We start from the raw sequence: 24,617 nt of genomic DNA, 5'->3' as shown, positions 1-24,617 counted from the left end.
AAAACAGTTGAACTGGCCGGAATCTTTGTACAGATCGGTTTGTTGCCGAACACAGAATTCCTGAAAGCGTCGAAAGTTGAACTGTCCAACCGTGGCGAGATTGTGATTAATGACCGTAACGAAACCAGTGTCAAAGGGGTGTTTGCTGCCGGTGACTGTACCACCGTGCCGTACAAGCAGATCATCATTGCCACCGGTGAAGGTGCCAAAGCAGCACTGTCGGCCTTTGATTACATTATCCGTTCAGGGCAATAATTGCATCATTCAGACCATTAAATTTGGATAAAATAGAAATGGCTTATATCTCCCCGTAGATATAAGCCTTTTTTTTCACTCGTTTTTTTTCACCAAACGTTACATTTAATCAACAATTTTTGAGCGTTATTTAAAAGACTTTTCGATTATATTCGCTTTATCCCATTTATCTGGGTAAAACAATTACAAGGACATATGAAAATGAATAAATTACTTGTTGCTTTAGGTCTTGCTGCTACTGTTGCTTTAGTTGGTTGTAACAAAGACAAAGCCCCTGAAACGGGTGCGACAACTGGCGAACACATGCAGAATGCTGCAGATCAGGCAGGTCATGATATTTCTAATGCAACCGCTGAAGCCGCGAATAACACTGCAACGGCAATGGACAATGCAGCGGATAACACTGCAACAGCAATGGATAATGCAGCTGATGCCACTGCAAAAGCCGCGAATAATGCTGCTGACCGTGCCGAAAATGCTGCAGAACATGCTAAAGATGCTGCGAAAGATGCGACTGCAGCAACCGCTGGTGCTGTGGAAAATGGCGCTGCTCACGTTAAAGAAAAAGCTCAACAATAAGTCTAACTGTTGAAGTAAAAAAGCTCCTAATCAGGAGCTTTTTTACTTTTTAACAATCTTGCTTTTACCTTTCTACTTCTTATATGGTTGAAGTGCCAATATTTTTTAAGAGCATGTTTGCATGTCATATTCTATTCATCATGAAAAACATTATATTCAAAGAACTGGTTGGCTCCGTGCAGCAGTATTGGGCGCAAATGATGGGATTATTTCAGTCACCAGTTTAATTATAGGAATGGCCGCAAGTGGAGCTTCATCGCAAACCCTCCTCATCACATGTGTTGCAGGTTTGATTTCAGGGGCAAGCTCTATGGCCACAGGTGAATATATTTCTGTCAAATCACAAGTAGATATTGAAAAAGCAGATTTGCATATGGAGGCTCATGAACTTAAACATAATCCTGAACATGAGCTTAAAGAATTGTCCCAAATCTATATTATGCGCGGTTTAAAGCCTGAACTTGCACATGAGGTTGCGCTACAACTCACGACGCATGATGCTTTGCAAGCACATGCCAGAGATGAAATTGGGATTCATGAAAATACAACAGCCAACCCCCTACAGGCCGCTGGTTCCTCTGCCCTGGCTTTTTCCCTGGGAGCATTATTTCCGATGTTTTCAATTCTGGTCAGTCCGGAACGCTATGTGGCAATGACTGTCATGATTGTTGGGGTGTTATCTTTAGCTATACTGGGGGGATTATCAAGCTATTTTTCCGGCACCTCCCTCGTTAAAGGCAGTTTGCGTGTTACGCTTTGGGGTATTATTGCCATGACTTTCTCTGCATGGATTGGTTCACTCTTTAATCTTCAACCCATTTAGTTAATTTATTTTATTGATATATAAAATAAGTTATTCTCAATTAAATATCCCATAATCTATCAGTTTAGATAATATTAAAGGTGAATAATCGATTAAAATATCATTATTCATTTATTCAATTTTATATGCCCATGTCTGTTATCGCTGCAAAATCCGACCGATCTAATCTTTCGATCTGGGTTGCTCTTTTTCTTTTGCTGGTGGGTACACTCGGTGCCTATCAAGTGGTTGGGCTGAATCAAGCCTTATTGTTTCTGGTTGGCGGTGCTTTAGGCATGACGCTTTATCATGCTTCATTTGGTTTTACCTCCAGCTGGCGGGTTTTTATTAAAGAACGTCGTGGTCGCGGCTTGCGTGCCCAAATGATCATGTTGGGTCTTGCGGTATTGCTGTTTTTCCCGGCCTTAGGCGCTGGTGAGCTGTTTGGCAATCCGGTTAAAGGTAATGTCAGCCCTGTCTCCATGTCGGTGATGATTGGTGCATTTATCTTTGGTATAGGCATGCAATTGGGCGGTGGCTGTGCTTCCGGCACACTTTACACGGTGGGTGGCGGTAGTGCCCGCATGATCGTAACGCTGATTTTCTTCTGTCTCGGGTCTTTAATTGCAACAACACATTTGGATTGGTGGTTTAACCTGCCTCACCTAGAACCCATTTCTATAGTTTCAAGTCTGGGCGTTATTCCTGCGTTAATCGTCAGTTTTATTCTGTTTGCCGCGATTGCATTTGCCACCATCTTTTTTGAAAAAAGACGTCATGGTTCACTTGAAGTCGAACCCATTGCTGAAACTCAAGGTTTCAAACGTTTTCTACGTGGCCCATGGCCGTTGGTCTGGGGCGGGATTATTTTAACCTTGCTTAACTTTGCTACCTTGGCTTTAGCCGGTCGTCCTTGGGGTGTCACTTCTGCCCTTGCAGTTTGGGCAGCTAAATCTGCAAGTTTGATGGGTGTAGATGTAGCCTCTTGGGCTTATTGGCAATTACCGGGTAATGCCAAAGCGCTATCGCAATCATTATGGTTCGATATTACTTCCATGATGAACTTCGGCATTATGCTGGGTGCATTATTGGCGGCAAGTCTGGCGGGTAAATTCGCACCAAACCTGAACATTCCAAAGCGTTCATTTATTGCTGCTGTTGTTGGCGGATTATTACTCGGTTATGGTGCACGTTTAGCCTATGGCTGTAATATTGGCGCTTACTTCAGCGGTATTGCCTCAGGCAGTTTACATGGCTGGTTGTGGCTGATTTTCGCCTTTATCGGTAATGGCATTGGTGTCAAACTTCGTCCCATTTTCTTCCCGGGTGAACGTCCACAACCTGAAAAATTAACCGGTTGTTAATTCTAAAATACTGAAATTAAAAAGCCCATCAGATGATGGGCTTTTTAATACATTCTATTTTTTAGTATTTAGTTTAAAGCGGCTTTTAAATTACAGCCAAAACCCATAATTTCTTGTGCCTGACGGTAGGTCGTATAACGATTTAAAATAAAATCATAAAACTGATCGGCATCTGCAAAACTTTTTGCCAGATCTTCCCCCTGCGCATTGGGTAACTGGACTTGCCCGATTAAATTCAGGTTTTGATTGCCCAAATGATACATCTCGGCAAAATATCCATTCATCATTTCACAATAAGCCTGTTTAACCGGCTTTAAGGAAGTCCGGCTTACAGCATTCTGATCCAATGTCCTGAGCTGATTGACATCCAGTACCGACTGATCTGAAAAGGCAATATTATTGGTTTTTTTAAATGCCTGATAATTTTTAGATAACTGTTGATTTAAAGTCTTAAAGCGCTGTTGCAAACTTGCGATATCTTGAACTTTGTATTGTTGAGGGTCAATCTGGGTTTTATGCTGTTCAGAGCTTGAACAAGCTGAAAATAATAAACTTGAAACCAAAATCGTAAAAATTAACCGCTTCATCATCACTTGCCCAGTAGTCGCATTATACAACCTCATATTATGCCTGAATTATCCGGTTAAATTGACTTTTCATTCATATAGCGCCAATACCGTTTCGGTACATATTGAATGTGCAATTTCATGTTTTGTCGTGCCTGAATATTTATACTCTGGAAATAGTCTTTCCACAGCTGATCATAAAGCCATTCTTGTTCATCCAGTTCTACAGTAAAGGATTGACTAAAACCGCTAGCGAGCTTGGCATCTACTTCCTTGGCATTCATTTCAATTTGATGTAGCTGCTGCAAATCATAATAAATCCCATACTTACGTTTTTCATCATAAATTAGCCAGGTCTGATCCTGATAACGCGTTTTAAAATGTCGTTCAATCAAGGGTAGAACGTTAAAATCTGGTCGAACCAGACTTAAAAACAAACCATCCTGACATTTCTTAAAACGGACAAAGGCTTCCATACGATGTTTTTCACGCCCCACCTGTTTGGTCCACTGTGCTAAGGCCAAAACATCGGGATGTCCATAATTTTCATCGACCTTATATTTATGCTGAAAAATATACAGGCAATAATTAAATAAGTGCTGATAAGCAGTTTGATTTTCCGATAGAAAAGTATAGTAAAAATTGCGCTGACTTTGACTCGAGGTTTTTTTCTTTAATCCTTGCCAGACACGCTGCGCCTGCTCATCATTTGAAGCGACCTGAATAAAATCATCAAATAATCCATTTTGGGCATGTTCGTCGCTGGTGATCTTGACTTGAAAATCTTTAAATTGAAATGCGCGAAATACACAACTGAGCAAGCCCCTCATACTGCCATCGAAGCCATAGGTCGCCATTAGAAACCAAAGCCTAATTGTGGGGAGAGTTGTTGAGTATATTTTGACTGTCCCGACTGTAAAATCTGATGACGAATCTGGCTCGGTAATTGTTCTTTGATAAATTTAGGCGTATCTGCACAACGAATAAAATGTTGCGCCCGGTTATAGGCCACCCCTATACGTTTTAGTTGATCAATATGAATTTTACCAAAGCGACGTGCCTGTACAATTTTTTTCGCAGAACGCACTCCAATGCCCGGTACACGTAAAATCATTCGATAATCCGCGCTGTTCAAATCGACCGGAAATTGCTCCGGATGACGCAAGGCCCAACTCAGCTTGGGATCAACATCTAAATCCAGATTCGGATATTTTTCATCGACCAGTTCTGTGGCCTCAAAACCATAAAAACGCATTAACCAGTCACTTTGGTATAAACGGTTTTCTCTGAGTAAAGGCGGTGCGGAACCAATCGCCGGCAAAGATTTTTCCTGCTCATTAATTGGAATATAACCGGAGTAATAGACACGTTTCAGATTAAATTCTTTGTAATGACGATCTGCCATTAAAATAATATCCTGATCGGTTTCACTATATGCCCCCACCACCATCTGTGTAGTTTGCCCTGCTGGAACAAACTTAGGAACGGAGCGTATGAGCTTGCCTTCATCTTTAAGTTGAATTAAACGGTCGCGAACAATGCCCAAATCTTTTTGCACTTCTGCATGGCTTTTTTCGGGCGCAAATTTTTGCAAGCCTGCTACAGTCGGCATCTCCAGATTAATACTCATCCGGTCTACATACAGACCCGCTTCAGTAATGATTTCCTCTGATGCCCCAGGAATGGTTTTTAGATGAATATAACCGTTAAAATTTTCTTCCAGGCGTAATTTTTTCACCACTTGCAAGATACGTTCCATGGTGTAATCTGCCGATTTAAAAATACCGGAACTTAAAAATAAGCCTTCAATATAATTGCGGCGATAAAAGTTCATGGTCAAATCAACCACTTCCTGTACGGTAAATGCGGCTCGTTTTATATCGTTGGAGCGTCGCGATACACAATAAGAGCAGTCAAAAATACAGACATTGGAAAATAAAATTTTTAGTAAGGATACACAACGACCATCTTCGGTATAGCTATGACAAATGCCGGAACCGGTATTACCCAAACCTTTATCTTTGTTTTTACGGTTACTGCCACTTGAAGAACACGACACATCATATTTGGCAGCATCGGCTAAAATTTGCAGTTTTTCACGGATCCGTTCAGACATAAGCAGGCAACATTTGACGATAAAAACACATTATAAATTTTAATTTCATAATGAGCTGTTCACTGATCTTGGACGCGACAAATAATGACGTTTTATTTTTTAATTCAGGCACTAAAAACTCTTTTTTATTTCACCAGGAAATAACGAATATTATTTGCTTAATTTTCAGGGCTTGGGCAAAGTAATACGGATGAGGAGGAACCGAATATGACTTTATTACAACAACTCGAGATTAAACATCCTATTTTCCTTGCTCCAATGGCGGGTGTTTCTACCCCAAAATTGGCTGCCGAAGTCTCTAATCAGGGAGGTTTGGGTTCACTCGGCTTGGGAGCAACTTCTGTTGAAGCTGCACGTCAACAAATTTTAGAGACTCAAGTACTGACCCATCAACCTTTTCAGGTAAATTTCTTCTGCCATCAAAGTTTAGAATTAGACCACGAGATTGCACAGCAATGGATTGAATATTTAGCGCCTCAATTTGAAAAGTATCATGCTGTTCCTCCAACAGAATTAAAATGTATTTATCCCAGCTTTTTAGAAAATGACGACTATCTAAACCTGGTTTTAGAAACCAAGCCTAAGGCGGTCAGTTTTCATTTTGGTATTCCTCATCCTCATCAGATTCAGGCTTTAAAATCTGCCGGTATTATCACTATGGTTTCCGCCACCAATCTGGCTGAAGCCCTAGAAATTGAAGCTGCAGGTATTGATATCATTATTGCCCAAGGCATTGAGGCGGGTGGACATCGCGGTATCTTCAATGACACATTTGACAGCGCGGTTAAAACAGCAGATTTGGTTCAACTCCTTAAACAATACTGTAGCCTTCCTATTGTCGCAGCAGGCGGCATTATGAATGGGCAACAAGCGCAGTTATTAATGAAATTAGGTGCAGCAGCCGTTCAGCTAGGCACAGCCTTTGTACAATGTAAAAGTTCCAATGCGAATGCTGCGTATCGAAAAGCCCTGTTTAGCAACCCGATTACCCAAATCAGCGCAAGCATTTCGGGTCGTCCTGCCCGTGGCCTGATTAATCACTGGCATACTCAAGTAGATCGTCCTGAACGGCCTGCTGTTGCGACCTACCCCTACTGCTATGATCTGGGTAAACAACTGAATGCCGCAGCAACAGCACAAGGCGAAAATGGTTTTGGTGCATTTTGGGCAGGAACCAACGTGGCACAAATTCGAGAAATTGAAGCTGCCGATTTAATTAATCAACTGGTTTTAGAGATGATCCAACACTAAACCTCTATCCCAAAATTAAAAAGCCATGAAAAAAACCTCTCAAAAGAGAGGTTTTTTAACTTAACATTTACATGAATAACAGATTAGCGATGAGCACGCAGCCACGCATCTTTAGCGGCATATTTTGCCTGTTCCCAATTTAGACGAGATTGTCCTTTGCTGCCTTCCCATTGACTTTGTAGTTCAGGCTCTACCTGTTCAAAATGGGTATCGCTATCAAATAAAGGACGATTTTTATATCCGACTTCATACGCCCCACGATAATCCCGATCATAATCTAGATCTTGATGTGTAGTACGTGTTTCATGGAAGTAAGGCCTGTCTTGGTGTTGCTCGCGCCAGTAAGCATCTTCCGCTTCTGGATTAGATTTTTGTGCGATGTCATTACCCGCAAGCCCACCCACAATACCTCCGACAATACCGCCAATTACAGCGCCTGGGGGACCACCGACCATACCTAGTGTCGCCCCGACAGCTGCACCCCCTACAGTACCGGCACTGGTTGCCGCCAAATGATCACCTGCTTCAGTCATATCTGGTACACGATGGCTTTCAGTCGCTGGCGAATTTAGATCAGGACGCGCACTGGCATCGGTGGCTGGACTCGATTTTAGCGCATCATTATTGATTGCATCACTGTGTTCTGGAGAACGTTCTGTTGCAGCTGCCGGATTAATATCTGAAACTGGTCGATTAGTACTGGTCATTTTTCATCTCCCTCGATCTTATTTCTTCTTTAAACAACATTGCTTGGACAAGACTAAAATTACATCTTGTTATCTATGTAGACTTTCAGCATAGAGAAAATTTAGGTAAATAATGTTCAAGTCCTGTCCAGTTTCAGTGAATAAAGGACGGCGCTATGTATAAGAAGATATTTCATGTAACCGGTGTGTTGAGAAAACATGACCCGAGATAAAAAAAGGTATTTTCTCCACAACAGCACCTTGATTGTTTTTTCTATCAGTATTGATTACATCAGAGTTGCAGCAGATTAACCTGTTCAATTTGTACATCACTCATAATTTCACCTTGAGTGAGTAACTGATTAAAATAGTCTTCAACTACATTGAATTGTTCAGCCGTACTTTCAACTTTATACATGTTCTGACGAAACTCATTACTTGAACGCAATCCTTTGGTATACCAAGCAATATGTTTACGTGAAATCCGGCAACCCGAATATTCTCCATAGAAGTCATACAGTTCAGATAAATGCCCCAACAGCACATCTTTCACTTCCTGAATATTCGGTGCAGCCAAGTGCGTCCCAGTAGCTAAATAGTGAGAAATTTCACGGAAAATCCACGGTCTTCCTTGTGCTGCCCGTCCAATCATGACCGCATCAGCACCAGTGTAGTCGAGCACATATTTGGCTTTTTCAGGACTGTCGATATCGCCATTGGCAATCACAGGAATATTCAGCATATGTTTGACTTCTTTAATCAAACTATAGCGCGCAGTATTTAAATACATGTCTTCACGGGTCCGACCATGCAATGCCAATGCGGCTATACCCGCTTCTTCGGCACGTTTGGCCACCCGCATAATATTTTCATGGCCATTTAAATACCCTAAACGCGTTTTTAAAGTCACCGGCACATCCACAGCAGCCACGACCGTATCTAAAATACGTGCAACCAGATCTTCATCTTTTAATAATGCAGAACCTGCCAGTTTATTACAGACTTTTTTGGCGGGACAGCCCATATTGATATCAACGATCTGTGCACCATTGGCAACCTGATAACGTGCTGCTTCGGCAAGCTCGAATGGGTCGGAACCTGCAATTTGTGCAGATATCGGCGCAAGTTCACCATCAAAATTGGCACGGTACAAACTTTTCTTACTCATGCGTAAGGTCTGGTCTGAGGTCATCATTTCACTGACAGCATGTCCTGCGCCAAAATACTTACATAACGTCCGAAAGGGACGATCCGTAACACCTGCCATGGGAGCAACAATTAAATTATTTGACAGCTGATATGGACCAATATACATATAAATTCATCACTTTTTCGACCGGCATAGTATACTGCATCTGCGGTATTGGCTCATCCTTTTGGAATATGTTTTCATCATTATGAAAAAAACTTTTGTTCATTCATCTTACGTTAAATCTTTGAGTGTTTTAGCTTTGTCTCTTAGCTTGGTAGCATGTGGCGATAGTTCCTGGTGGTCAAAAAATAATGAACCGACTTTAGAACAAGATCAAATCAAGCATCTTGTTCCACCACGTGTCAATGATCGTAGCTCATGGGCCAAAGATATTTTCGATATTACTGACCAGCTCGGTATCCCCCAAACCAAAGAAAACATTTGCAGCATTGTGGCCGTTGTTGATCAAGAGTCCAACTTTGTTGCCGACCCGCAAGTAGCCGGTTTAGGCGCAAAAGCGGTTAAAGAAGTTCAGGACCGTTTGGATGAAAAATTTAAAGATAAATTGGGTGATGCAATTGGCGGAACCGTTGCAGGCTATTTTCAGGAAGTCTTAAAAAATCAGCCTAGCCCTGAAGATAACTATTTAAGCCAAATGCGCCGGGTAAAAACTGAACGAGAATTAGATGAATTATATCGTGAAATTTTTACTTATATGTCAAAGCATTATCATGTCAGCGCATTAACAGGCGCCGCTAAACTGGTTGGACAGGATATTGCTGAAAAATTAAATCCAGTTACTACATTGGGCTCAATGCAAGTCCATATTGGCTATGTCAAAGAACACAAACGTCAAGGCGGCAATATCGCCGAATTACGTACTGACCTATATAGCCAGTATGGCGGTTTGTATTACGGCATTCACCGTTTAATGATGTACCCTGCCGATTACGACAAAGCCATTTATCGTTTTGCAGATTATAACTCGGGTATGTATTCAAGTCGCAACGCCGCCTTTCAAAGCATGCTGAATGATTTAACCGCAGCTGAGCTAGAACTGGATGGCGACTTGTTGCTTTACACTAAAGAGGGTTCAATCCGTTCTGTCGGTAGCCAGTCTGAACGCGAACTGATTAGTGTTTTTGCAGCCAACAATATATTGGTCACACCACGCCAAATTCGTTCGGACTTGAAAAAAGAAAAGGATAAAGCTTTTGAAGATACAGCCACCTATCGTGCTGTAACCAAGCTCTACCATGAGAAAACAGGCAAAGACCCTATGTATGCGATTATGCCTGAAGTTGTCATTTCTGGTCCTAAACTAAGCCGTGAATATAATACCAACTGGTTTGCAACACGCGTAAATGGAAGATATCAATCATGTATGCAACGAGCAAAAAGAATAAAAATTTAGCGCTTTTTGATTTTGATGGAACCCTTTGTAAAAAAGACAGTTTTACGGGGTTTATCTTTTATGCTTTATCTAAACGTCATATCGTTAAACAAGGCATTAAAATCCTGCCTTGGATTCAAGCCTATTATTTAAATGCTTACCCTGCACATGCCATGCGCTCTAAATTATTTCGTGCAATGTTTAGTAATGCAAATGCTTTAGAATTAGAGAAAATTGCTCAGGAATATGCTAACAATTTAGTATCTAAGTTAAATCCGCCTTTGCTGAAACAACTTAGACAGCATCAGGCTTTAGGCGATGAAGTTGTCCTGGTTTCTGCATCAGTTGATATCTATCTGCAACCTGTCTGTCGCTTATTGAATATTGATTTAATCTGTACCCAGACTGAACAAATAAATGATACTTATACTGGTCAATACACGACTCCAGACTGCAGTTCGGAGCAAAAAAAGCAGCGTATTTTAGAAAAGTATTCTTTAGACCATTATTCTGTAATTTATGCCTATGGAAATAGCATTGAAGATAAGGAAATGCTGGAACTAGCTGATCATCGCTATATGATCGGCGTAGATACAACCATCCCTCAATTACCTGCCTATATTCAAATTGCAATTTAAAGAACTGCAAAAAAGGCAATTACAGCAATTTGATTAAAACCTTATGCGCGCATATCCACAATTAAAAAAGCCACTTCAATTAAAGTGGCTTTTTATTTGAGATTTTATTTATTTCTTAAATGGAAAAGCATATTTAGCAATACGTTTAATCACGCTTCCGTATTGTTTGATCAGACTGGCATTGTTGTAGTTTAAGCCATACTTTTCACAAACTGCTTGTACTTTTGGTGCCATTTTACGATAGCGACGTGCCGGAACATCTGGATATAAATGATGTTCAATTTGATGACTTAAATGCCCGGTCAAAATATGAAAGGCTTCTGAACCGGTTAAATTCGATGAGCCACGAATCTGACGCATATACCAGTGACCGCGACTTTCGTTTTCAAGTACTGTTTTTGGGAAGACTTCAACATCTTTCGTAAAGTGACCACAGAAAATAATACTAAAAGTCCAAATATTACGCATACCGTTCGCCACCAAGTTACCCGCTAAAACAGGTAAAGCTGCCGGACCGGCAATTAATGGGAAGAACACATAATCTTTAAACAATTGTTTAGTGATTTTGCGTTGCATCGGAAGCCATTCTTCTTTCGCTTGTTCTTTGGTTTTACGACCAAACAATACTTTCCCTAATTCAAGGTTCTGAATCGCTACGCCCCATTGGAACAATAGGCAAAATGGAATTGCATAAATCGGTTGTAAAAGATAGCCGGGTTTCCAGCGTTGTTCCGGGAAAAGTCGAAGCAGTCCATAACCGATATCATCATCCATACCCTTAATATTGGTGTAGGTATGATGTTTATAGTTATGGGTTTGACGCCAGTTATCCGCTGTGCCAACAATATCCCACTCATAACTTGGACCATGGAATTTTGGATCATTCATCCAGTCATATTGACCATGCATGACATTATGACCCAGCTCCATGTTTTCCATGATTTTAGAAAAACCAAGTAAAGCTGTACCTAAAAGCCATGCTGGCGGAAACCAACCTGCAAACAAACAGGCACGACCTGCGATGGATGAATAACGCACGGTTGAATAAACACGGCGAATATATTTCGCGTCCTTTTCCCCAATATCATCTAACACTTCTTGTTTAATGGCATCTAACTCACGTGCCAATCCATCTAACTGAGATTGAGTGAGCTCACCATTTTTAGGATTTTTAAAATATTCTATTTTTACGGGCATATTCATGATATTTGACTCACTTATAAATCAATAACAAGATCAGACTGTGCTGAATTGATACAAATTTTTAATAAATTACCGGGTTCTGTATTTTGTCCGCCATTTACCAGATTCCTGGTTGAACCTTCGACTTTATTGCAGACACATTTATTACAGATTCCCATACGGCAGCCATGAACGGGTTTAACATTCTGCTGCTCAAGGCTGGCTAAAATTGACTGGCCCTTTGGAATGGCCAGCACTTTTTTCGATTTCAATAAGGTTACATTTACAAAGCCGGTTTCAGAATTTTCCAGAGCTGTCATGCTGAAAGCTTCACTTTTAAAACTTTGTGCATGTGCAAATAACTGTTCAGCCTGGGCGACGAATCCAGATGGACCGCACGCATACACCACGCTATTTTCAATATTTTTCAGCAATGCAGCATGGTCTTGGTTTAGGCGCTTACCGGCATCGGCTTCTTGGGTATAAAAAACCTGAAATGAAAAATTTGGATATTGTGCAACAAGCTGTTCAAAACGTGCTTTGAAAGCGACATCTGCATATTCTCTAACCCAATACAACAACTGAATAGGTGCTTGAATCATGCGATCTGTTTTAGACAGGGCTTCGAGTAAACTTAGCATCGGTGTAATACCACTACCCGCAGCAAGCAACACTATCGCTTGAGCCTGTTCAGATAACAGCATATCGCCATAAGGCTGCCCAAATTCAAGGACATCACCCACTTGCGACTGTTCAACCAACCAAGAGCTGACTTTGCCCTGATCGACTTTTTTCACCGTCAACAAAACACGTTGTGAATCAAGTTGAGTCAAACTATAGCTGCGTTCATAGCGAATACCATCGACTTCTACAAAGATCGGATGATGCTGTCCTGCTTGTCCCACCTTAAAATGACGATTGAACTGAATGGTGAGGCTCACCATATTTTGAGCAGAATTTTCTTTTTCAACAATTTTGCCCAACGCCTGGTTAACTGACCAAAGCGGATTAATTTTTTGCAGCCAAAAGTTTGCTGCATGCTGATCAATAACAGTTTCAGCAAGAGATCCCAAGGGAGATTTGGTTTTTTCTAACACATGCACAGTAAGCACCACGCGATTGAATTTTAATTATTATACACATGTATATATATTTGTATATATATTCGTATTGTTTCTATTCATTTCCCAACTGAGCTAGCAACCGCTATAATGGTTGGGTACCTCTAATCCTTTGAAAAATATGAATCAGTCTTCAATCAAAAAAAATGTTGATGTCATAACCACTCCCCAAGGCCTTGCTCATGAGCTGGTTATGGTCCGTACGGTTGGTCGAAAAGCAACAATTACCAAAGAAGAACTGTTTCAAGCTGCACTTAATTTAATTGGTCCTCAAAAAAGTATTTCATCCTTAAGCCTGCGTGAAGTAGCCCGTGAAGCAGGTATTGCTCCGAATAGTTTTTATCGACATTTCAAAGATATAGATGAACTTGCAATTGAATTGATTGATCGTTCAGGGAATGTATTACGTCAAATTTTGCATCAGGCACGCCTAAAAGCGTCCAAACAAAGCAGTATTATTCGCAGTTCAGTTGAAGTTTTTATTGAACAGTTAGATGCAGATGAAGGAAATCTAAGCTTATTACTGCGTGAAGCCTATACCGGTTCTGCTTCTTATAAATTAGCGGTTGAGCGCCAGTTAAATTATTTTCAACAAGAATTAAAAGATGATCTGATTCGTTTGGAACGTCTTAATCACAGTAAATTGTTTCATCCTGACATTGTGGCAAAAGCCATCACCCAATTGGTGTTTAATATGGGTGCGATCGTAATTGATATGCCCATGACTGAACGCAAAGAAATTGCAGAACAAACCATGATTATGATACGCATGATTTTGGAAGGTGCACGTCATCTGGATGAAGCACAAATTCGCTAAGTGTTGAATATTTTAGAATTCAATCCTGATTGATTGAATTCTTCAAGTGTTTTTAAATACTTTTCTGCTGAGCAATAATGGATTTAACCAGTTCAGCTGTTTTTTCGGGCTGTTCCAATGGGAACATATGTCCGCCTGGCATTAAACTATAATTAATCCGATAAATCTTTTGCATCGCTTGCGGAAAACCTTGCTTGTAAAAGGGGCTGTTCTGCGCACTCATTAAATGTACAGGCACAGCTGGGGCTTTTCTTGGCGTACGCCACCACCATGCCGGCACCGTTCTAAAAATCTGCGCTTCAACACTTTTAGGCACAGCCAAAGTCAAGCCTCCACGTTGAATATCTGCTTGCAAACCACAGGCTAAAAAATCCTGAAAACAGCTTTCATCAAAATGTTTAAATAATGAGTTATACCGCATGGAAGCATAGGCTTGCTCATGATTTTCCCAGTGATCTGTACGTTTTAAGGTAATTCCTGCGGGTGTGAACCGGTCGGTTGACTTAAGGTTTAATTTTTTTGCAATCTCGAATATGGGTGATTTGGAACCAATCACAAAAGGCGGGTCCATAATTATCAATTGTGAAAATAAATCAGGACGCTTATAGGCACTCATGAGCGTGAGTAATGAGCCAAAAGAATGCCCAAGACCTATGACCTTTTTTCCCTGAAATTTCTGTTCAACATCATTAATAATTTGATCAACCAAATAGCGCCAATCATGGGTAATCGGATATTGCGGATCCATTCCAATCATAGGAATGGCTTTCAAATCAAACTCATCTTCAAAGCAGGCAAAAAACTTTTGATAACTTGGTGCAGGAATTCCATTGGCATGGGTAAAATGAATCGCGGTCCTATTAAATAATGAATCCTGCATGTAGGTAAACTCTTCTTTTATTAAACCTATGAACGACGTCTAGCTTAAGGAAAAGTCTGCTTAATGCAAATCATTAAATCGTAGATCAGCTGACTTTAAAGTCAGTCTTTCTTTATGATGAAGCATTATGATAAAAATATTTTTCAATGCATTACCATTATTTCTGTGAAATAACCAGAAATTGATTGCCTAGAAAAGTTGCACCACACGTGGTCTTATCTCCAGCAATAACAACTCCCCGTCCTTTCACAATGGTAGATTGATCTGTAGCGACAGCAGACACCACTACGTGACATTGGGGACAATAATGTTTCATACCATGCAAATGCACTGCAATTCCATTGATGATAAATGTATTTTCACATTCGGAGACAATGCCGCCATGCGTGGTTGACGAGCCCAGAGTCACTAAAGATTTAGCCATATTTTTCTAATTTTATTTATAAAATTTATACGCCATCTTAGCACAAGGTGAATTACAGGCTCTAATCGTCCACTGTTCACACAAACATAAACGAGAGAATTTTCAACAATAAAAAAGCACCCGAAGGTGCTTTCTAGAACAAGTTTAAAAATTACGGCTTAACTACAACCAACACCTGAATGGCTTCTGGTGTTACCGATAAACCATCCAGCAGGCTAATGCCTTCTGATTGAAATTTTTGTAAGCGGGCAATTTCATCTTCACGAATACTTGGATTAAATTGTTTCAAGTAAGTTAAACGGTCAATTTCATATTGCCACTTATTGCCATACACTTCTCTGGCTTGCTGTTTAAAGTTCGGCAGTGCGGTTTTAGCAATATCAAGCGCTTGTGTATAACGTTCCTCAATCACATCACGGCGAGCTTTCACCACCTGACGGCAGCTATTACTATCTAAATGATGCAAATACGGTTTTAAAATACTCGGATCAATCTTGGCAGATAAGTCCTGACCGGTTTCGCTGAGCAATACACGAATCAACTGTTGTGGCAAGCTAGAAGGCAGGTTCAATGCTTTTGGTGCAATGACATCCACTTTAAACCACACTTCTAACAATAAAGAACCCTGTTTCAAGGCATTCGATTTTAACAGTGCGACGTTGGTACTACCAAATGACTGGGTATTAATCATTTCCATCACACTTTCAGTGAATGGATGTTCCAGCGTTAAGTATTGCGCATCTTCACGGATTAAAGCCTGATCACGATAGAAAGTTGCGGTCATACCCTCTTCATCAAGAGACAAGCCTTGTACCTGCATTTGATCGGTTGGCTTGATGATTACGGTACCATTGCTTTGCTCATCAAAATCGATGTTTGTTGATGCCATGAAGCGCTTCATAAACATAGGCAAAGTGGTGTTGTCATCGTAGTTTTCAAGCGCTTGAACAATTTCTTGCGCCACAATTGGACGACATGAGTTGTATTCCAGCAAACGGTCACGACCTTGCTGCAATTCTGTTTCCAAGGCTTCACGCTGAACACTGACTTCTTCAAGCAAATCTTCAAACTGTTGTCCTAAATCAGCCAATAAACAGCCTTTTAATTTAGCAATGAAGTTTTCTTGTAGCGTTTGCGCAGTGGGCGAAATATTGCTGAAGATATTTAAACCTTCGTTATACCAGCGGAACATACGCTCTTGCGCCGTACCAACCAAATAAGGCACATGAATTTGAATACGGTTTTCTTGACCAATACGGTCTAAACGACCAATACGTTGTTCTAAAACATCCGGATTTGCAGGTAAGTCAAACAGGATGAGGTCAGAGGCAAACTGGAAGTTACGTCCTTCTGAACCAATTTCAGAACATAATAAAATTTGCGCACCATAAGACTCTTCTGCGAAATAAGCGGCTGCTTGGTCACGTTCAAGTAAGCTCATGCCTTCATGGAACATGGCAGTACGAATACCGGCATGTAAACGAAGCACATTTTCCAAAGCTTCGACCACTGGACCTGTACGCGCGATGAGCAACACTTTTTTGTGTTTCAGCTCGGTACGCAGCATTTCCATCAGCCACAGCACACGTGGATCATGTTCCATCCAAGCACCATCAAGCTGCGCTTCTTCAGGCCACATTTGTTCACGTAACTTGCCGTCTTTCGACCATTGAGCAGGTGCCGGTAACGGTGCAGGTTGACAGTCACGGCCAGGAAAACCTCGAATGGCTTCACGAGTATTACGGAATAAAATACGGCCAGTACCATGACGGTCTAATAATTCATGAATGGCGCGAAAACGCTGTTCTGGCTCATCCTGAATACTATGACCCAATAAGCCTTCAATCGCAGCCAAATGGTCTGGTTCCAAAGGCAGATCCGACATCAGCACTTCAGCAATTTTTGCCGTGTGGTGATATTGCTCTTCTTCATCTAAGAAGCGATCGAGTGAGCTAAAGCGCTGCGGATCGAGCAGACGTAAACGGGCAAAATGGCTTTCTACACCCAACTGTTCAGGTGTTGCGGTAAGCAATAACACGCCCGGCGTTTTTTCAGCAAGCTCTTCAACAAGGTCATAACGGTCGTTACCACCCTCTTCTTCACTCCACATCAGGTGATGTGCTTCATCGACAACAAGAAGATCGAAACCGGCTTCTAAAGCCTGTTCACGTAAATCTTCGTGATCGACCATCAAATCCACACTGGCAATAATGCATTGCTCAGTCAGGAATGGATTTAAATCTGGATCATGTTCTTTAATAGACGCGGTACGGGTCAAATCAAATAATGAGAACTGTAAATTGAAACGGCGACGCATCTCAATCATCCACTGATATTGCAGTGAATCTGGCACTAAAATCAGGATACGGTCAGAACGACCGGTTTTAAGCTGCTGATGAATGATCAAGCCTGCTTCAATGGTTTTACCCAAGCCTACTTCATCTGCAAGCAGAACACGCGGTGCAAAACGCTGACCGACTTCATGTGCAATATAAAGCTGATGCGGAATCAGACCCACACGCGCGCCAATCATGCCACGCAATGGACTTGATTTCATATTGGCTTGCATCATCAAGGCTTCAATACGAAGGTCATACCATTCTTTATAGTCCACTTGACTGGCAAGCAAACGGTCCAGCGGCTTTGAAAGCTGAATCTGTGCGCCAACACGGGTTTCATTTAAAGCTTTGCGTTCTTCAGTACCATCTTCCAGGGTACGAATTACGTTATAACGAACTACGCCATGACGGTCTTCAAAAGACTCGACCAGCCACTTGGTGCCTTCCTGATCCTGCAATTCATCTTTAATGTTAAAAACAATACGCGATAAAGGTGCATTGTTACGTGCGTAAACACGTGTTTCATCACTCTTCGGGAATAAGATGCTAACCGATCGTTCATCTACATCAATGAGAACCCCTAATCCAAGCTCTGTTTCTGTATCTGATAACCAACGCTGACCAATAGCAAACTGATGCAATTTTTCCACCTTTATCTAAAAATGAGGACACTTATTTTCACGATCAAAACCTGATGAGTATTTGAGCAAGAAAACAGGTCTTTAAGCAATATATTTTGACATAAAGCCCACTAAAAAGTGCGCAAAACCGATGACGATTAAAAAGTTTTTACCTTAAAAAGGAACAGGATAATAAAACTCTACCCGCTCCTCTGTTTGGGGATGATAAAAACTCAAGTGTTCAGCATGCAAGCACAGTCGAGGAATCAACTGTTGCTGTTCTGGTGTTGTATATAAGGTGTCACCGACAATCGGATGACCGAGATACTGCATATGTACACGAAGCTGATGTGAACGACCTGTAATGGGAGTAAGTTTGACACGCGTTACCGCCTGTCCTTGAATTTCAAAATGCTCGATGGCTTGCCAATGCGTTAACGCAGGCTTGTTGTGATCTGGAGCAGCAATATGTAAAGGCGGATGTTCAGGATCGTAAATCACCGGTACATCAACCGTGCCTTCGCCCTCAAGATGTCCGGCAACGACCGCTTGATAGGTCTTCTCGGTTTGGCGTTCCTGAAACTGACGGGAAATGGTTTTTTGTCCCCATTTGGTCAGGCCAAACACCAGAATACCAGAAGTATCACGATCAAGACGATGAATCAGTAAGGTTTGCGGTTCTATTTTTAATAATCGGTTGATCACGCAATCTTGTAAATCTTCAGTTTTACCGGGAACGGTGAGTACACCTGCAGGTTTATGGATCACCATAAAATCTTCGTCACGATGGATCAGGTGTTCGGTTAGAAAATTACTCAATGTTCAATTCCAAGCGGATCGCGAAAACAAGCCGGCAATGATAGGAAGCTTGGCGCAGAATTACAATGCGCAATGCTGCAATTGACGACGGATTTTCCGATTTTGCTCAAAAATTATTTTAATTTCGTGTTATGAACGTGCGGATTGCAATACAAAACCCGCCAGTTCCTGTATAGAGGCATATTCTAAAACATCTTCATACCGCACATTTGCACCATGCGCACGCCAAATGCCGACCAAAGTGACAATGGCGATAGAATCCAAACCGTATTGTCTCAAATCGACATAAGGATCAATTTCCAGCGCATCCATGTTCAACTGCTCTGCAACAGCAAGCATAATTCCCTTGGGTGAAATTACATAATTTGACGGTGCACTTAAATCCCATAGCCGAGTCAAACTATAGCTAGTCATGTGATGCAAACCTTGTGCCGAGATATTTTCAATCCACTGGATATGCTGGTCTTGATTCGACAATAAAATCGCATCATCAACCACACAAATTTGCTCGGAGACACTTTGTAGATGCGGCAAGATCTGCTTGAGCATCGGACTCACCTGCCCTGCAAATATCATTTGTGGATCCGATGATGCATATTCTCCGAGTTGTTGCATCCCCTGTATCAAATCATCACCGTACAAATCAACAATTGGAATGTCTAATGCTTTGGCTTTATTGCTGATCTGGATTAGATTGCTCATCAAATCAGTGTCTTGAATTCCGGCCTGCATACGCAAATTTTGCAATCCAACAAGAACTAATACTGAATTTTCAGCAGCAAGCTGCCATTTGGCTTGAGAGGGTGCAAGTTGAATTTTTTTCGGCATGGGATACAGCATGTGAGATTATTTATCCAACATTTACATAGTTAGACAATGCTAGCTTAGATTGATTTGTTTGATAAGCTTCTCAAGTAACCGAAATATTTTTTTAATATGAATTTCGTATAACGACCATTATGTTAAATAGCCATATATTTTTTATCTCTTAGTTTAATTTGCCCTAAATATTTATATTGGATAAGATTTTACTAGATATAGGGAATTGATTCATCGAGCTTTAGGGTCACCCATACGATCATTACCTCGTGATGCTTCTCGTAGCGTAGAATACTCACCAGCCGCAGCTAAACTCATACGAGGCATATTTGCATAAATTGTTTCGAATTGACCTGCTGATAATTTATAAGCTTCATGCCATATTCCTACATTACCGTTGTAGCCTGTCCGCTTGAAAAAATCCTTCAAAGCAGATTTATGATCAAGATTATTATCGTTGGCCCATGCGATTAATGCATCGAAAGAACGCCAATGCTGTACGAAAAATAAAACTCTAGGATCATCTATTGACCATACTGTTTGAGAATTGAGTAGAGGTTGACCTGGCAACTTCAACGCATTTTTAGTCATCGAGTTAGCGGCTCGCATAACGGGTAACCATTCATTAACTCTTAGTAACTTATTAATTCGAAAGCCAATAAATAAAACAACAAAATCATCTGAATAATTTGCAGTATGACGACCTATTTTAATATCCATAAGTTTTCTTTCCGTTTGAATAAGTATTAAATCAGGATTTTTATCAATTTTAATTCTTATTGGAAGGTGGGCAAAGAATTATTGTGTTGGGACATTATGCATTTTAATTAAGAGTTACGCTGATGTTAAATCCGAATATTTCTTAAAAATTTAGTCATTAAGTATTCGATAAAAAATTAATCTTATATTTTGCGCTTGCTAGAAACTGCATTACCAGATTTTTTCAAATTAATTTGAAATTAATATAATACACCTTATACGAAACCCTTTATTTTATTTATTATTTTTCAACAACTTGAAATATATAAAAACCCAGACTTACCAATCTGAGCTTTATTGTCAATTTATCACGTTCCATGATTAATTATCGTACAAAATCCTGAGATTTTATTAAGTTAAGCTTAGAAAACTATATAAAACCAAAATATAAAAATCAGCCAACTTGCGCCAAAAACTTATCTATCGCCTGCTGGGCAATCTCTGCATCTTCAAATGACTTCACTCCGGAAACGCCCATCGCTCCTACAAGATGCCCTTGATACATAATGGGCTCACCACCTTCCAGCATGCCAGAAAAACTGTCCATAGTCAGAAAACCCATTTGACCGCCCTTAATAATTTCTTCAAACAGTTTGGACGGACTGCGACTCATTGCCGAGCACTTGGCTTTTTCTATTGCCAAATTTGCAGTCATCGGTGCTGCACCATCCATACGCTTCATCGCCAATAAACTCCCTGTTTCATCTACCACAGCAATACTGACATTGAAACTGTTCTGAATCGCATATTGATGAGCTTTATTTAATAAAAACTCAGCATCGCTTAAAGTCACATAATGTTTGGTTTGCATCCGTCTTTTTCCATTTTCAAAATCTATATAAAAAAACCCGAACGAATTCGGGCTTGGGCTAATGTAAATTATAAATATTAAGCTTTCATTTCGGCAAAGGTTTCTTTGGCAGCTTGAATCGTGTAAGCAATATCTTCATCAGAATGCGCTGATGAAATAAAGCCAGCTTCAAATGCAGATGGCGCAAGATTTACACCACGGCCTAACATGCCATGAAAGAATTTACGGAAGGCGGCAACATCACATTTCAACATTGAATCAAAACTGGTGATGTCTTCTTGATCGGTGAAGTACAACCCAAACATACCGCCCACTTGTTGCGTTTTAAATGGTATACCCGCTTCTTTCGCAACTGCTTCCAAACCTGAAAGTAACTTAGCAAGTTGGGCAGTTAAATTTTCATAGAAGCCTTCAACACGTAAATGTTTGAACATTTCTATACCGGCACGCATTGCCAGTGGATTACCTGACAATGTCCCCGCTTGATAAACTTTACCCAGTGGCGCGATGCATTCCATCACTTCACGTTTACCACCAAAAGCACCCACCGGCAAACCTGCGCCGATGATTTTACCCAAAGTGGTTAAATCCGGGGTTACGCCATAATGCGCTTGCGCACCACCAAGACCGACACGAAAACCGGTCATGACTTCATCAATAATAAACACCGCCCCATGTTCATCACATACATCACGGATTGCTTGCAAGAAACCATCAATCGGTTTTACCAAATTCATATTGCCTGCCACAGGTTCAACAATGACACCGGCAATTTCATGACCAAATTTTGCAAAGCATTCTTTTAAAGTAGCAATGTCATTGTATGGAAGCGTGAGCGTATGCTTGGCAAAATCAGCAGGCACACCCGCAGAAGTCGCCTCACCTTCACCGCTGGTCAACATTCCTGAACCTGCTTTGACTAAAAGCGAGTCTGAATGACCGTGGTAACAGCCTTCAAATTTTACAATCTTGTCACGACCGGTATAACCGCGTGCCAAACGAATAGCCGTCATGGTCGCTTCAGTACCGGAATTGGTCATACGAACCAATTCAATGGACGGCATAATTTCACAGATAATATCCGCCAATGTGGTTTCATGAACGGTTGGTGCACCAAAGCTTAAACCATCAACCGCTGCTTCTTGAACGGCTTTAATAATGGCTGGATGTGCATGACCCAAAATCATCGGCCCCCATGAACCCACATAATCGACATAGCGCTTACCATCGACATCGAACAAATACGCGCCTTTGGCTTTTTCAATAAATACAGGCGTACCACCCACCCCATTAAACGCACGTACTGGGGAATTTACCCCACCTGGAATATGTTTACTGGCTTGTTTGAACAATTGTTCTTGCTTTGGAGATAAGCTCATGAAGGCACTCGACTAAAAATTAAATCTATCAAAAATATTTTATGCTGTAGCTTGAAAAAGCGCAGACCATTCATCTAAACGTTCAGGAATGGCATACATGGGAAGTCCCAATATATCACTAATCACGGCGCAATAATCTGCACCTGATTCAATGACTTCTCTGGAATTTTCGACCGTTAAACCGCCAATTGCACAGAGGGGTACATTGAGTTTTTCTTTGGCCAGTTTTAAGGTCTCCAGACCAATGTTACCTGCTTCTGGTTTGGTGTCGGTGGCATAGATTGCACCAAATGCCACATAATTTGCACCCTCTGCAATCGCCTGTTCAGCCAGCTCAAGTGAGTTATTACAGCTACGACCTATCAACACACCTTGCGGCAAACGTGCAACAGCATCAACAATAGAACCATCACCCTGACCCAAATGCACACCAACGCCGTATTTAACCGCCATTTCAAGATCATCATTAATCACGAAAGGTACACCGTATTCAGCACACATGGCTTTCATATACTCGATTTCATAAATTTGGTCTTCTTTGGCGACTTTTTTACGACGGTACTGCAACACCGCAAGGCCACCATTGGCCATTGCACCTTCCAACTTCGCCAATAAAACCTCTACAGGATCATCATTCGTAATTAAATATAAACCGCGCATAAAAAACTGCCAAAACGAGAACTGTCTTATTATATGCATATCAACAGCCAGATTCAGCCTCTCTCAAGCAAATACAAATGAATTGCTAGTGGTAAACTCTCTAAAAATCGAAAGATGATCATCATTTTCATATTTTTTTTCTGATCAAGTAAAAAACATCTAGGTTTATTGATCGATCCTATGGACATTAAAACGATTTAATTCATCTTAAAATAACAGTAAATAAAATATAAAAATTACAGCAACGATCTGACTTTCTAGTTCATTATTATAAAACGCGCTTTGGGAAGTAAAGACACGATTAGAGCGTAGTCTCTATGTTTCAATTCATGCTTAAGTTTCACTTAAATGTACCTATAAAAAAAGCCTAGAGAAAGGTCGCTCTAGGCTTGGAAAACTTTTTAAGATTACATGTTTATTTAATCCGAGAAAGGAATTAAATAAGCACCACATCATTAATAGAATATTCGCTCTTTTTTTGCAAGTCTTAGCGGTTTAAATTTTGTATTATTTTACCTTTTAGTAAAATTTTATTTTTAATTGTGCAACGATTATTGCCTAACAATGTAAATCCATTAACTTGGAATTTTATCCAGTGAGCGATCATTTAAACTCAAATTTCCGCGTAGCACATCAGAGAACATGCGCCAATCCGAGATAAAACTATACAGCGGTTGTTTAAAACTGGCGGGTTTATTCTTTTCACACATAAAATGCCCTACCCATGCACAGGCATAACCAGACAATAAACCATAAGCCAAATATTTTGGTTTCCTTTGGCGGATTGCCTGAGTAAAAAAATATACACCGATGCTGCTTCCAAATACATGCAAACGGCGACTGGTAATATTGCGGTGTTCAGTCAAATAAAACCGATAAAATTCATGGTAGTCTTGAATCGGAAGCTGGAATTCCGGCTCAAGAGGATGTTCGGATTTTAGCTTTACAAGTCCATTCATTGTTATCATCCCGATTATTTTTATTTACGTTAGCGTATATTTTGTCCAAATAAAAGCTTTGTTTGTTATTCGTTTTTGTTCATTTCAAAAGCGATTACTTAAGAATTTCCTCGTCAAGTCTTACATCAAAAATCATTTTCGTTACAATCGGGGACTTAAAATGCAGAATACAATTCCAGCGCTATA

General features: G+C 40.7%; 25 protein-coding genes. 8 read left to right on the top strand and 17 right to left on the bottom strand.

Annotated features, from left to right (window positions below):
• The 4 genes from E0H80_RS05990 to E0H80_RS05975 all read left to right on the top strand — a co-directional run.
• Positions 1–255 (top strand): FAD-dependent oxidoreductase (locus E0H80_RS05990; RefSeq protein WP_165494281.1); only part of this gene is annotated, 255 nt, incomplete at its 5' end.
• Positions 256–456: 201 nt separating this feature from the next.
• On the top strand, positions 457–834 hold the full coding sequence (locus E0H80_RS05985; RefSeq protein WP_131364037.1) for a hypothetical protein: 378 nt from the start codon (positions 457–459) through the stop codon (positions 832–834).
• Between the two features lie 121 nt (positions 835–955).
• Positions 956–1,657 carry a VIT1/CCC1 transporter family protein gene (locus E0H80_RS05980; protein ID WP_131364035.1) on the top strand — a complete coding sequence of 234 codons (702 nt, stop codon included), beginning with the start codon at positions 956–958 and terminating at the stop codon, positions 1,655–1,657.
• A gap of 131 nt (positions 1,658–1,788) precedes the next feature.
• Positions 1,789–3,000: a YeeE/YedE family protein gene (locus tag E0H80_RS05975; RefSeq protein WP_131364033.1), complete on the top strand. Its 1,212-nt coding sequence runs from the start codon at positions 1,789–1,791 to the stop codon at positions 2,998–3,000.
• A gap of 68 nt (positions 3,001–3,068) precedes the next feature.
• Here E0H80_RS05975 and E0H80_RS05970 read toward each other — a convergent pair whose 3' ends face one another.
• The 3 genes from E0H80_RS05970 to E0H80_RS05960 are packed head-to-tail and all read right to left on the bottom strand — an operon-like array spanning position 3,069 to position 5,682.
• Positions 3,069–3,590, bottom strand: a complete 522-nt coding sequence (locus E0H80_RS05970; RefSeq protein ID WP_171457816.1) for a hypothetical protein — start codon at positions 3,588–3,590, stop codon at positions 3,069–3,071.
• A 53-nt stretch (positions 3,591–3,643) separates the two neighbouring features.
• The gene (locus tag E0H80_RS05965) at positions 3,644–4,423 is read right to left on the bottom strand and encodes a TIGR03915 family putative DNA repair protein (RefSeq protein WP_131364031.1); all 780 of its coding nucleotides are present in this window, start codon (positions 4,421–4,423) and stop codon (positions 3,644–3,646) included.
• Positions 4,423–5,682 carry a putative DNA modification/repair radical SAM protein gene (locus E0H80_RS05960; protein WP_131364029.1) on the bottom strand — a complete coding sequence of 420 codons (1,260 nt, stop codon included), beginning with the start codon at positions 5,680–5,682 and terminating at the stop codon, positions 4,423–4,425. Before E0H80_RS05960 ends, E0H80_RS05965 begins: the two co-directional genes overlap by 1 nt.
• A gap of 207 nt (positions 5,683–5,889) precedes the next feature.
• Here E0H80_RS05960 and E0H80_RS05955 point away from each other — a divergent pair, with 207 nt between their 5' ends.
• Entirely contained in the window at positions 5,890–6,933 is a 1,044-nt protein-coding gene (locus E0H80_RS05955) for an NAD(P)H-dependent flavin oxidoreductase (RefSeq protein WP_131364027.1), read from the top strand.
• 83 nt (positions 6,934–7,016) lie between these two features.
• Here the strand turns inward: E0H80_RS05955 and E0H80_RS05950 are convergent, their stop codons facing one another.
• Together E0H80_RS05950 and dusB are read right to left on the bottom strand one after the other, a co-directional pair.
• Positions 7,017–7,640 carry a hypothetical protein gene (locus E0H80_RS05950; RefSeq protein ID WP_131364025.1) on the bottom strand — a complete coding sequence of 208 codons (624 nt, stop codon included), beginning with the start codon at positions 7,638–7,640 and terminating at the stop codon, positions 7,017–7,019.
• A 271-nt stretch (positions 7,641–7,911) separates the two neighbouring features.
• Complete coding sequence (gene dusB, locus E0H80_RS05945) at positions 7,912–8,934, bottom strand: tRNA dihydrouridine synthase DusB (protein ID WP_131364023.1); 1,023 nt, start codon at positions 8,932–8,934, stop codon at positions 7,912–7,914.
• An 82-nt stretch (positions 8,935–9,016) separates the two neighbouring features.
• Here dusB and E0H80_RS05940 point away from each other — a divergent pair, with 82 nt between their 5' ends.
• A complete protein-coding gene (locus E0H80_RS05940) occupies positions 9,017–10,225 on the top strand; it encodes a DUF1615 family protein (protein WP_131364021.1) in 1,209 nt (402 codons plus the stop codon).
• Positions 10,192–10,842, top strand: a complete 651-nt coding sequence (locus E0H80_RS05935; RefSeq protein WP_131364019.1) for an HAD-IB family hydrolase — start codon at positions 10,192–10,194, stop codon at positions 10,840–10,842. Before E0H80_RS05940 ends, E0H80_RS05935 begins: the two co-directional genes overlap by 34 nt.
• A gap of 108 nt (positions 10,843–10,950) precedes the next feature.
• On the opposite strand, the gene E0H80_RS05930 is transcribed toward E0H80_RS05935, so the two are convergent.
• Both E0H80_RS05930 and E0H80_RS05925 read right to left on the bottom strand, forming a co-directional pair.
• The gene (locus tag E0H80_RS05930; protein ID WP_131364017.1) at positions 10,951–12,045 is read right to left on the bottom strand and encodes a fatty acid desaturase family protein; all 1,095 of its coding nucleotides are present in this window, start codon (positions 12,043–12,045) and stop codon (positions 10,951–10,953) included.
• Positions 12,046–12,059: 14 nt separating this feature from the next.
• Complete coding sequence (locus tag E0H80_RS05925) at positions 12,060–13,127, bottom strand: ferredoxin reductase (RefSeq protein ID WP_131364013.1); 1,068 nt, start codon at positions 13,125–13,127, stop codon at positions 12,060–12,062.
• Positions 13,128–13,266: 139 nt separating this feature from the next.
• Here E0H80_RS05925 and fabR point away from each other — a divergent pair, with 139 nt between their 5' ends.
• Positions 13,267–13,962: an HTH-type transcriptional repressor FabR gene (gene fabR / locus E0H80_RS05920; RefSeq protein ID WP_131364011.1), complete on the top strand. Its 696-nt coding sequence runs from the start codon at positions 13,267–13,269 to the stop codon at positions 13,960–13,962.
• A gap of 52 nt (positions 13,963–14,014) precedes the next feature.
• Here fabR and E0H80_RS05915 read toward each other — a convergent pair whose 3' ends face one another.
• The 10 genes from E0H80_RS05915 to E0H80_RS05870 all read right to left on the bottom strand — a co-directional run bounded on the left by E0H80_RS05915 (position 14,015) and on the right by E0H80_RS05870 (position 24,431).
• The gene (locus tag E0H80_RS05915; protein ID WP_131364009.1) at positions 14,015–14,842 is read right to left on the bottom strand and encodes an alpha/beta fold hydrolase; all 828 of its coding nucleotides are present in this window, start codon (positions 14,840–14,842) and stop codon (positions 14,015–14,017) included.
• Between the two features lie 157 nt (positions 14,843–14,999).
• The gene (locus E0H80_RS05910) at positions 15,000–15,266 is read right to left on the bottom strand and encodes a PAAR domain-containing protein (RefSeq protein WP_131364007.1); all 267 of its coding nucleotides are present in this window, start codon (positions 15,264–15,266) and stop codon (positions 15,000–15,002) included.
• 151 nt (positions 15,267–15,417) lie between these two features.
• On the bottom strand, positions 15,418–18,255 hold the full coding sequence (gene rapA, locus E0H80_RS05905; RefSeq protein ID WP_131364005.1) for an RNA polymerase-associated protein RapA: 2,838 nt from the start codon (positions 18,253–18,255) through the stop codon (positions 15,418–15,420).
• Between the two features lie 144 nt (positions 18,256–18,399).
• Positions 18,400–19,044, bottom strand: coding sequence for an RluA family pseudouridine synthase (locus E0H80_RS05900; protein WP_131364003.1), 645 nt, complete (start codon positions 19,042–19,044; stop codon positions 18,400–18,402).
• 129 nt (positions 19,045–19,173) lie between these two features.
• Positions 19,174–19,884, bottom strand: a complete 711-nt coding sequence (locus E0H80_RS05895) for a phosphopantetheine-binding protein (protein WP_131364001.1) — start codon at positions 19,882–19,884, stop codon at positions 19,174–19,176.
• A 210-nt stretch (positions 19,885–20,094) separates the two neighbouring features.
• Positions 20,095–20,583, bottom strand: coding sequence for a monooxygenase family protein (locus tag E0H80_RS05890; RefSeq protein ID WP_131363999.1), 489 nt, complete (start codon positions 20,581–20,583; stop codon positions 20,095–20,097).
• Between the two features lie 433 nt (positions 20,584–21,016).
• The gene (locus E0H80_RS05885; protein ID WP_131363997.1) at positions 21,017–21,433 is read right to left on the bottom strand and encodes a GlcG/HbpS family heme-binding protein; all 417 of its coding nucleotides are present in this window, start codon (positions 21,431–21,433) and stop codon (positions 21,017–21,019) included.
• 77 nt (positions 21,434–21,510) lie between these two features.
• On the bottom strand, positions 21,511–22,812 hold the full coding sequence (gene hemL, locus E0H80_RS05880) for a glutamate-1-semialdehyde 2,1-aminomutase (protein ID WP_131363995.1): 1,302 nt from the start codon (positions 22,810–22,812) through the stop codon (positions 21,511–21,513).
• Positions 22,813–22,851: 39 nt separating this feature from the next.
• Entirely contained in the window at positions 22,852–23,472 is a 621-nt protein-coding gene (gene thiE, locus E0H80_RS05875) for a thiamine phosphate synthase (RefSeq protein WP_131363993.1), read from the bottom strand.
• A gap of 575 nt (positions 23,473–24,047) precedes the next feature.
• Positions 24,048–24,431: a DUF962 domain-containing protein gene (locus tag E0H80_RS05870; RefSeq protein WP_131363991.1), complete on the bottom strand. Its 384-nt coding sequence runs from the start codon at positions 24,429–24,431 to the stop codon at positions 24,048–24,050.
• Between the last annotated feature and the right edge of the window lie 186 nt (positions 24,432–24,617).

This window comes from Acinetobacter sp. ANC 4779 (genome assembly GCF_004331055.1).
Taxonomy (GTDB): domain Bacteria; phylum Pseudomonadota; class Gammaproteobacteria; order Pseudomonadales; family Moraxellaceae; genus Acinetobacter.
This window is presented reverse-complemented; position numbering and strand designations above follow the sequence as displayed.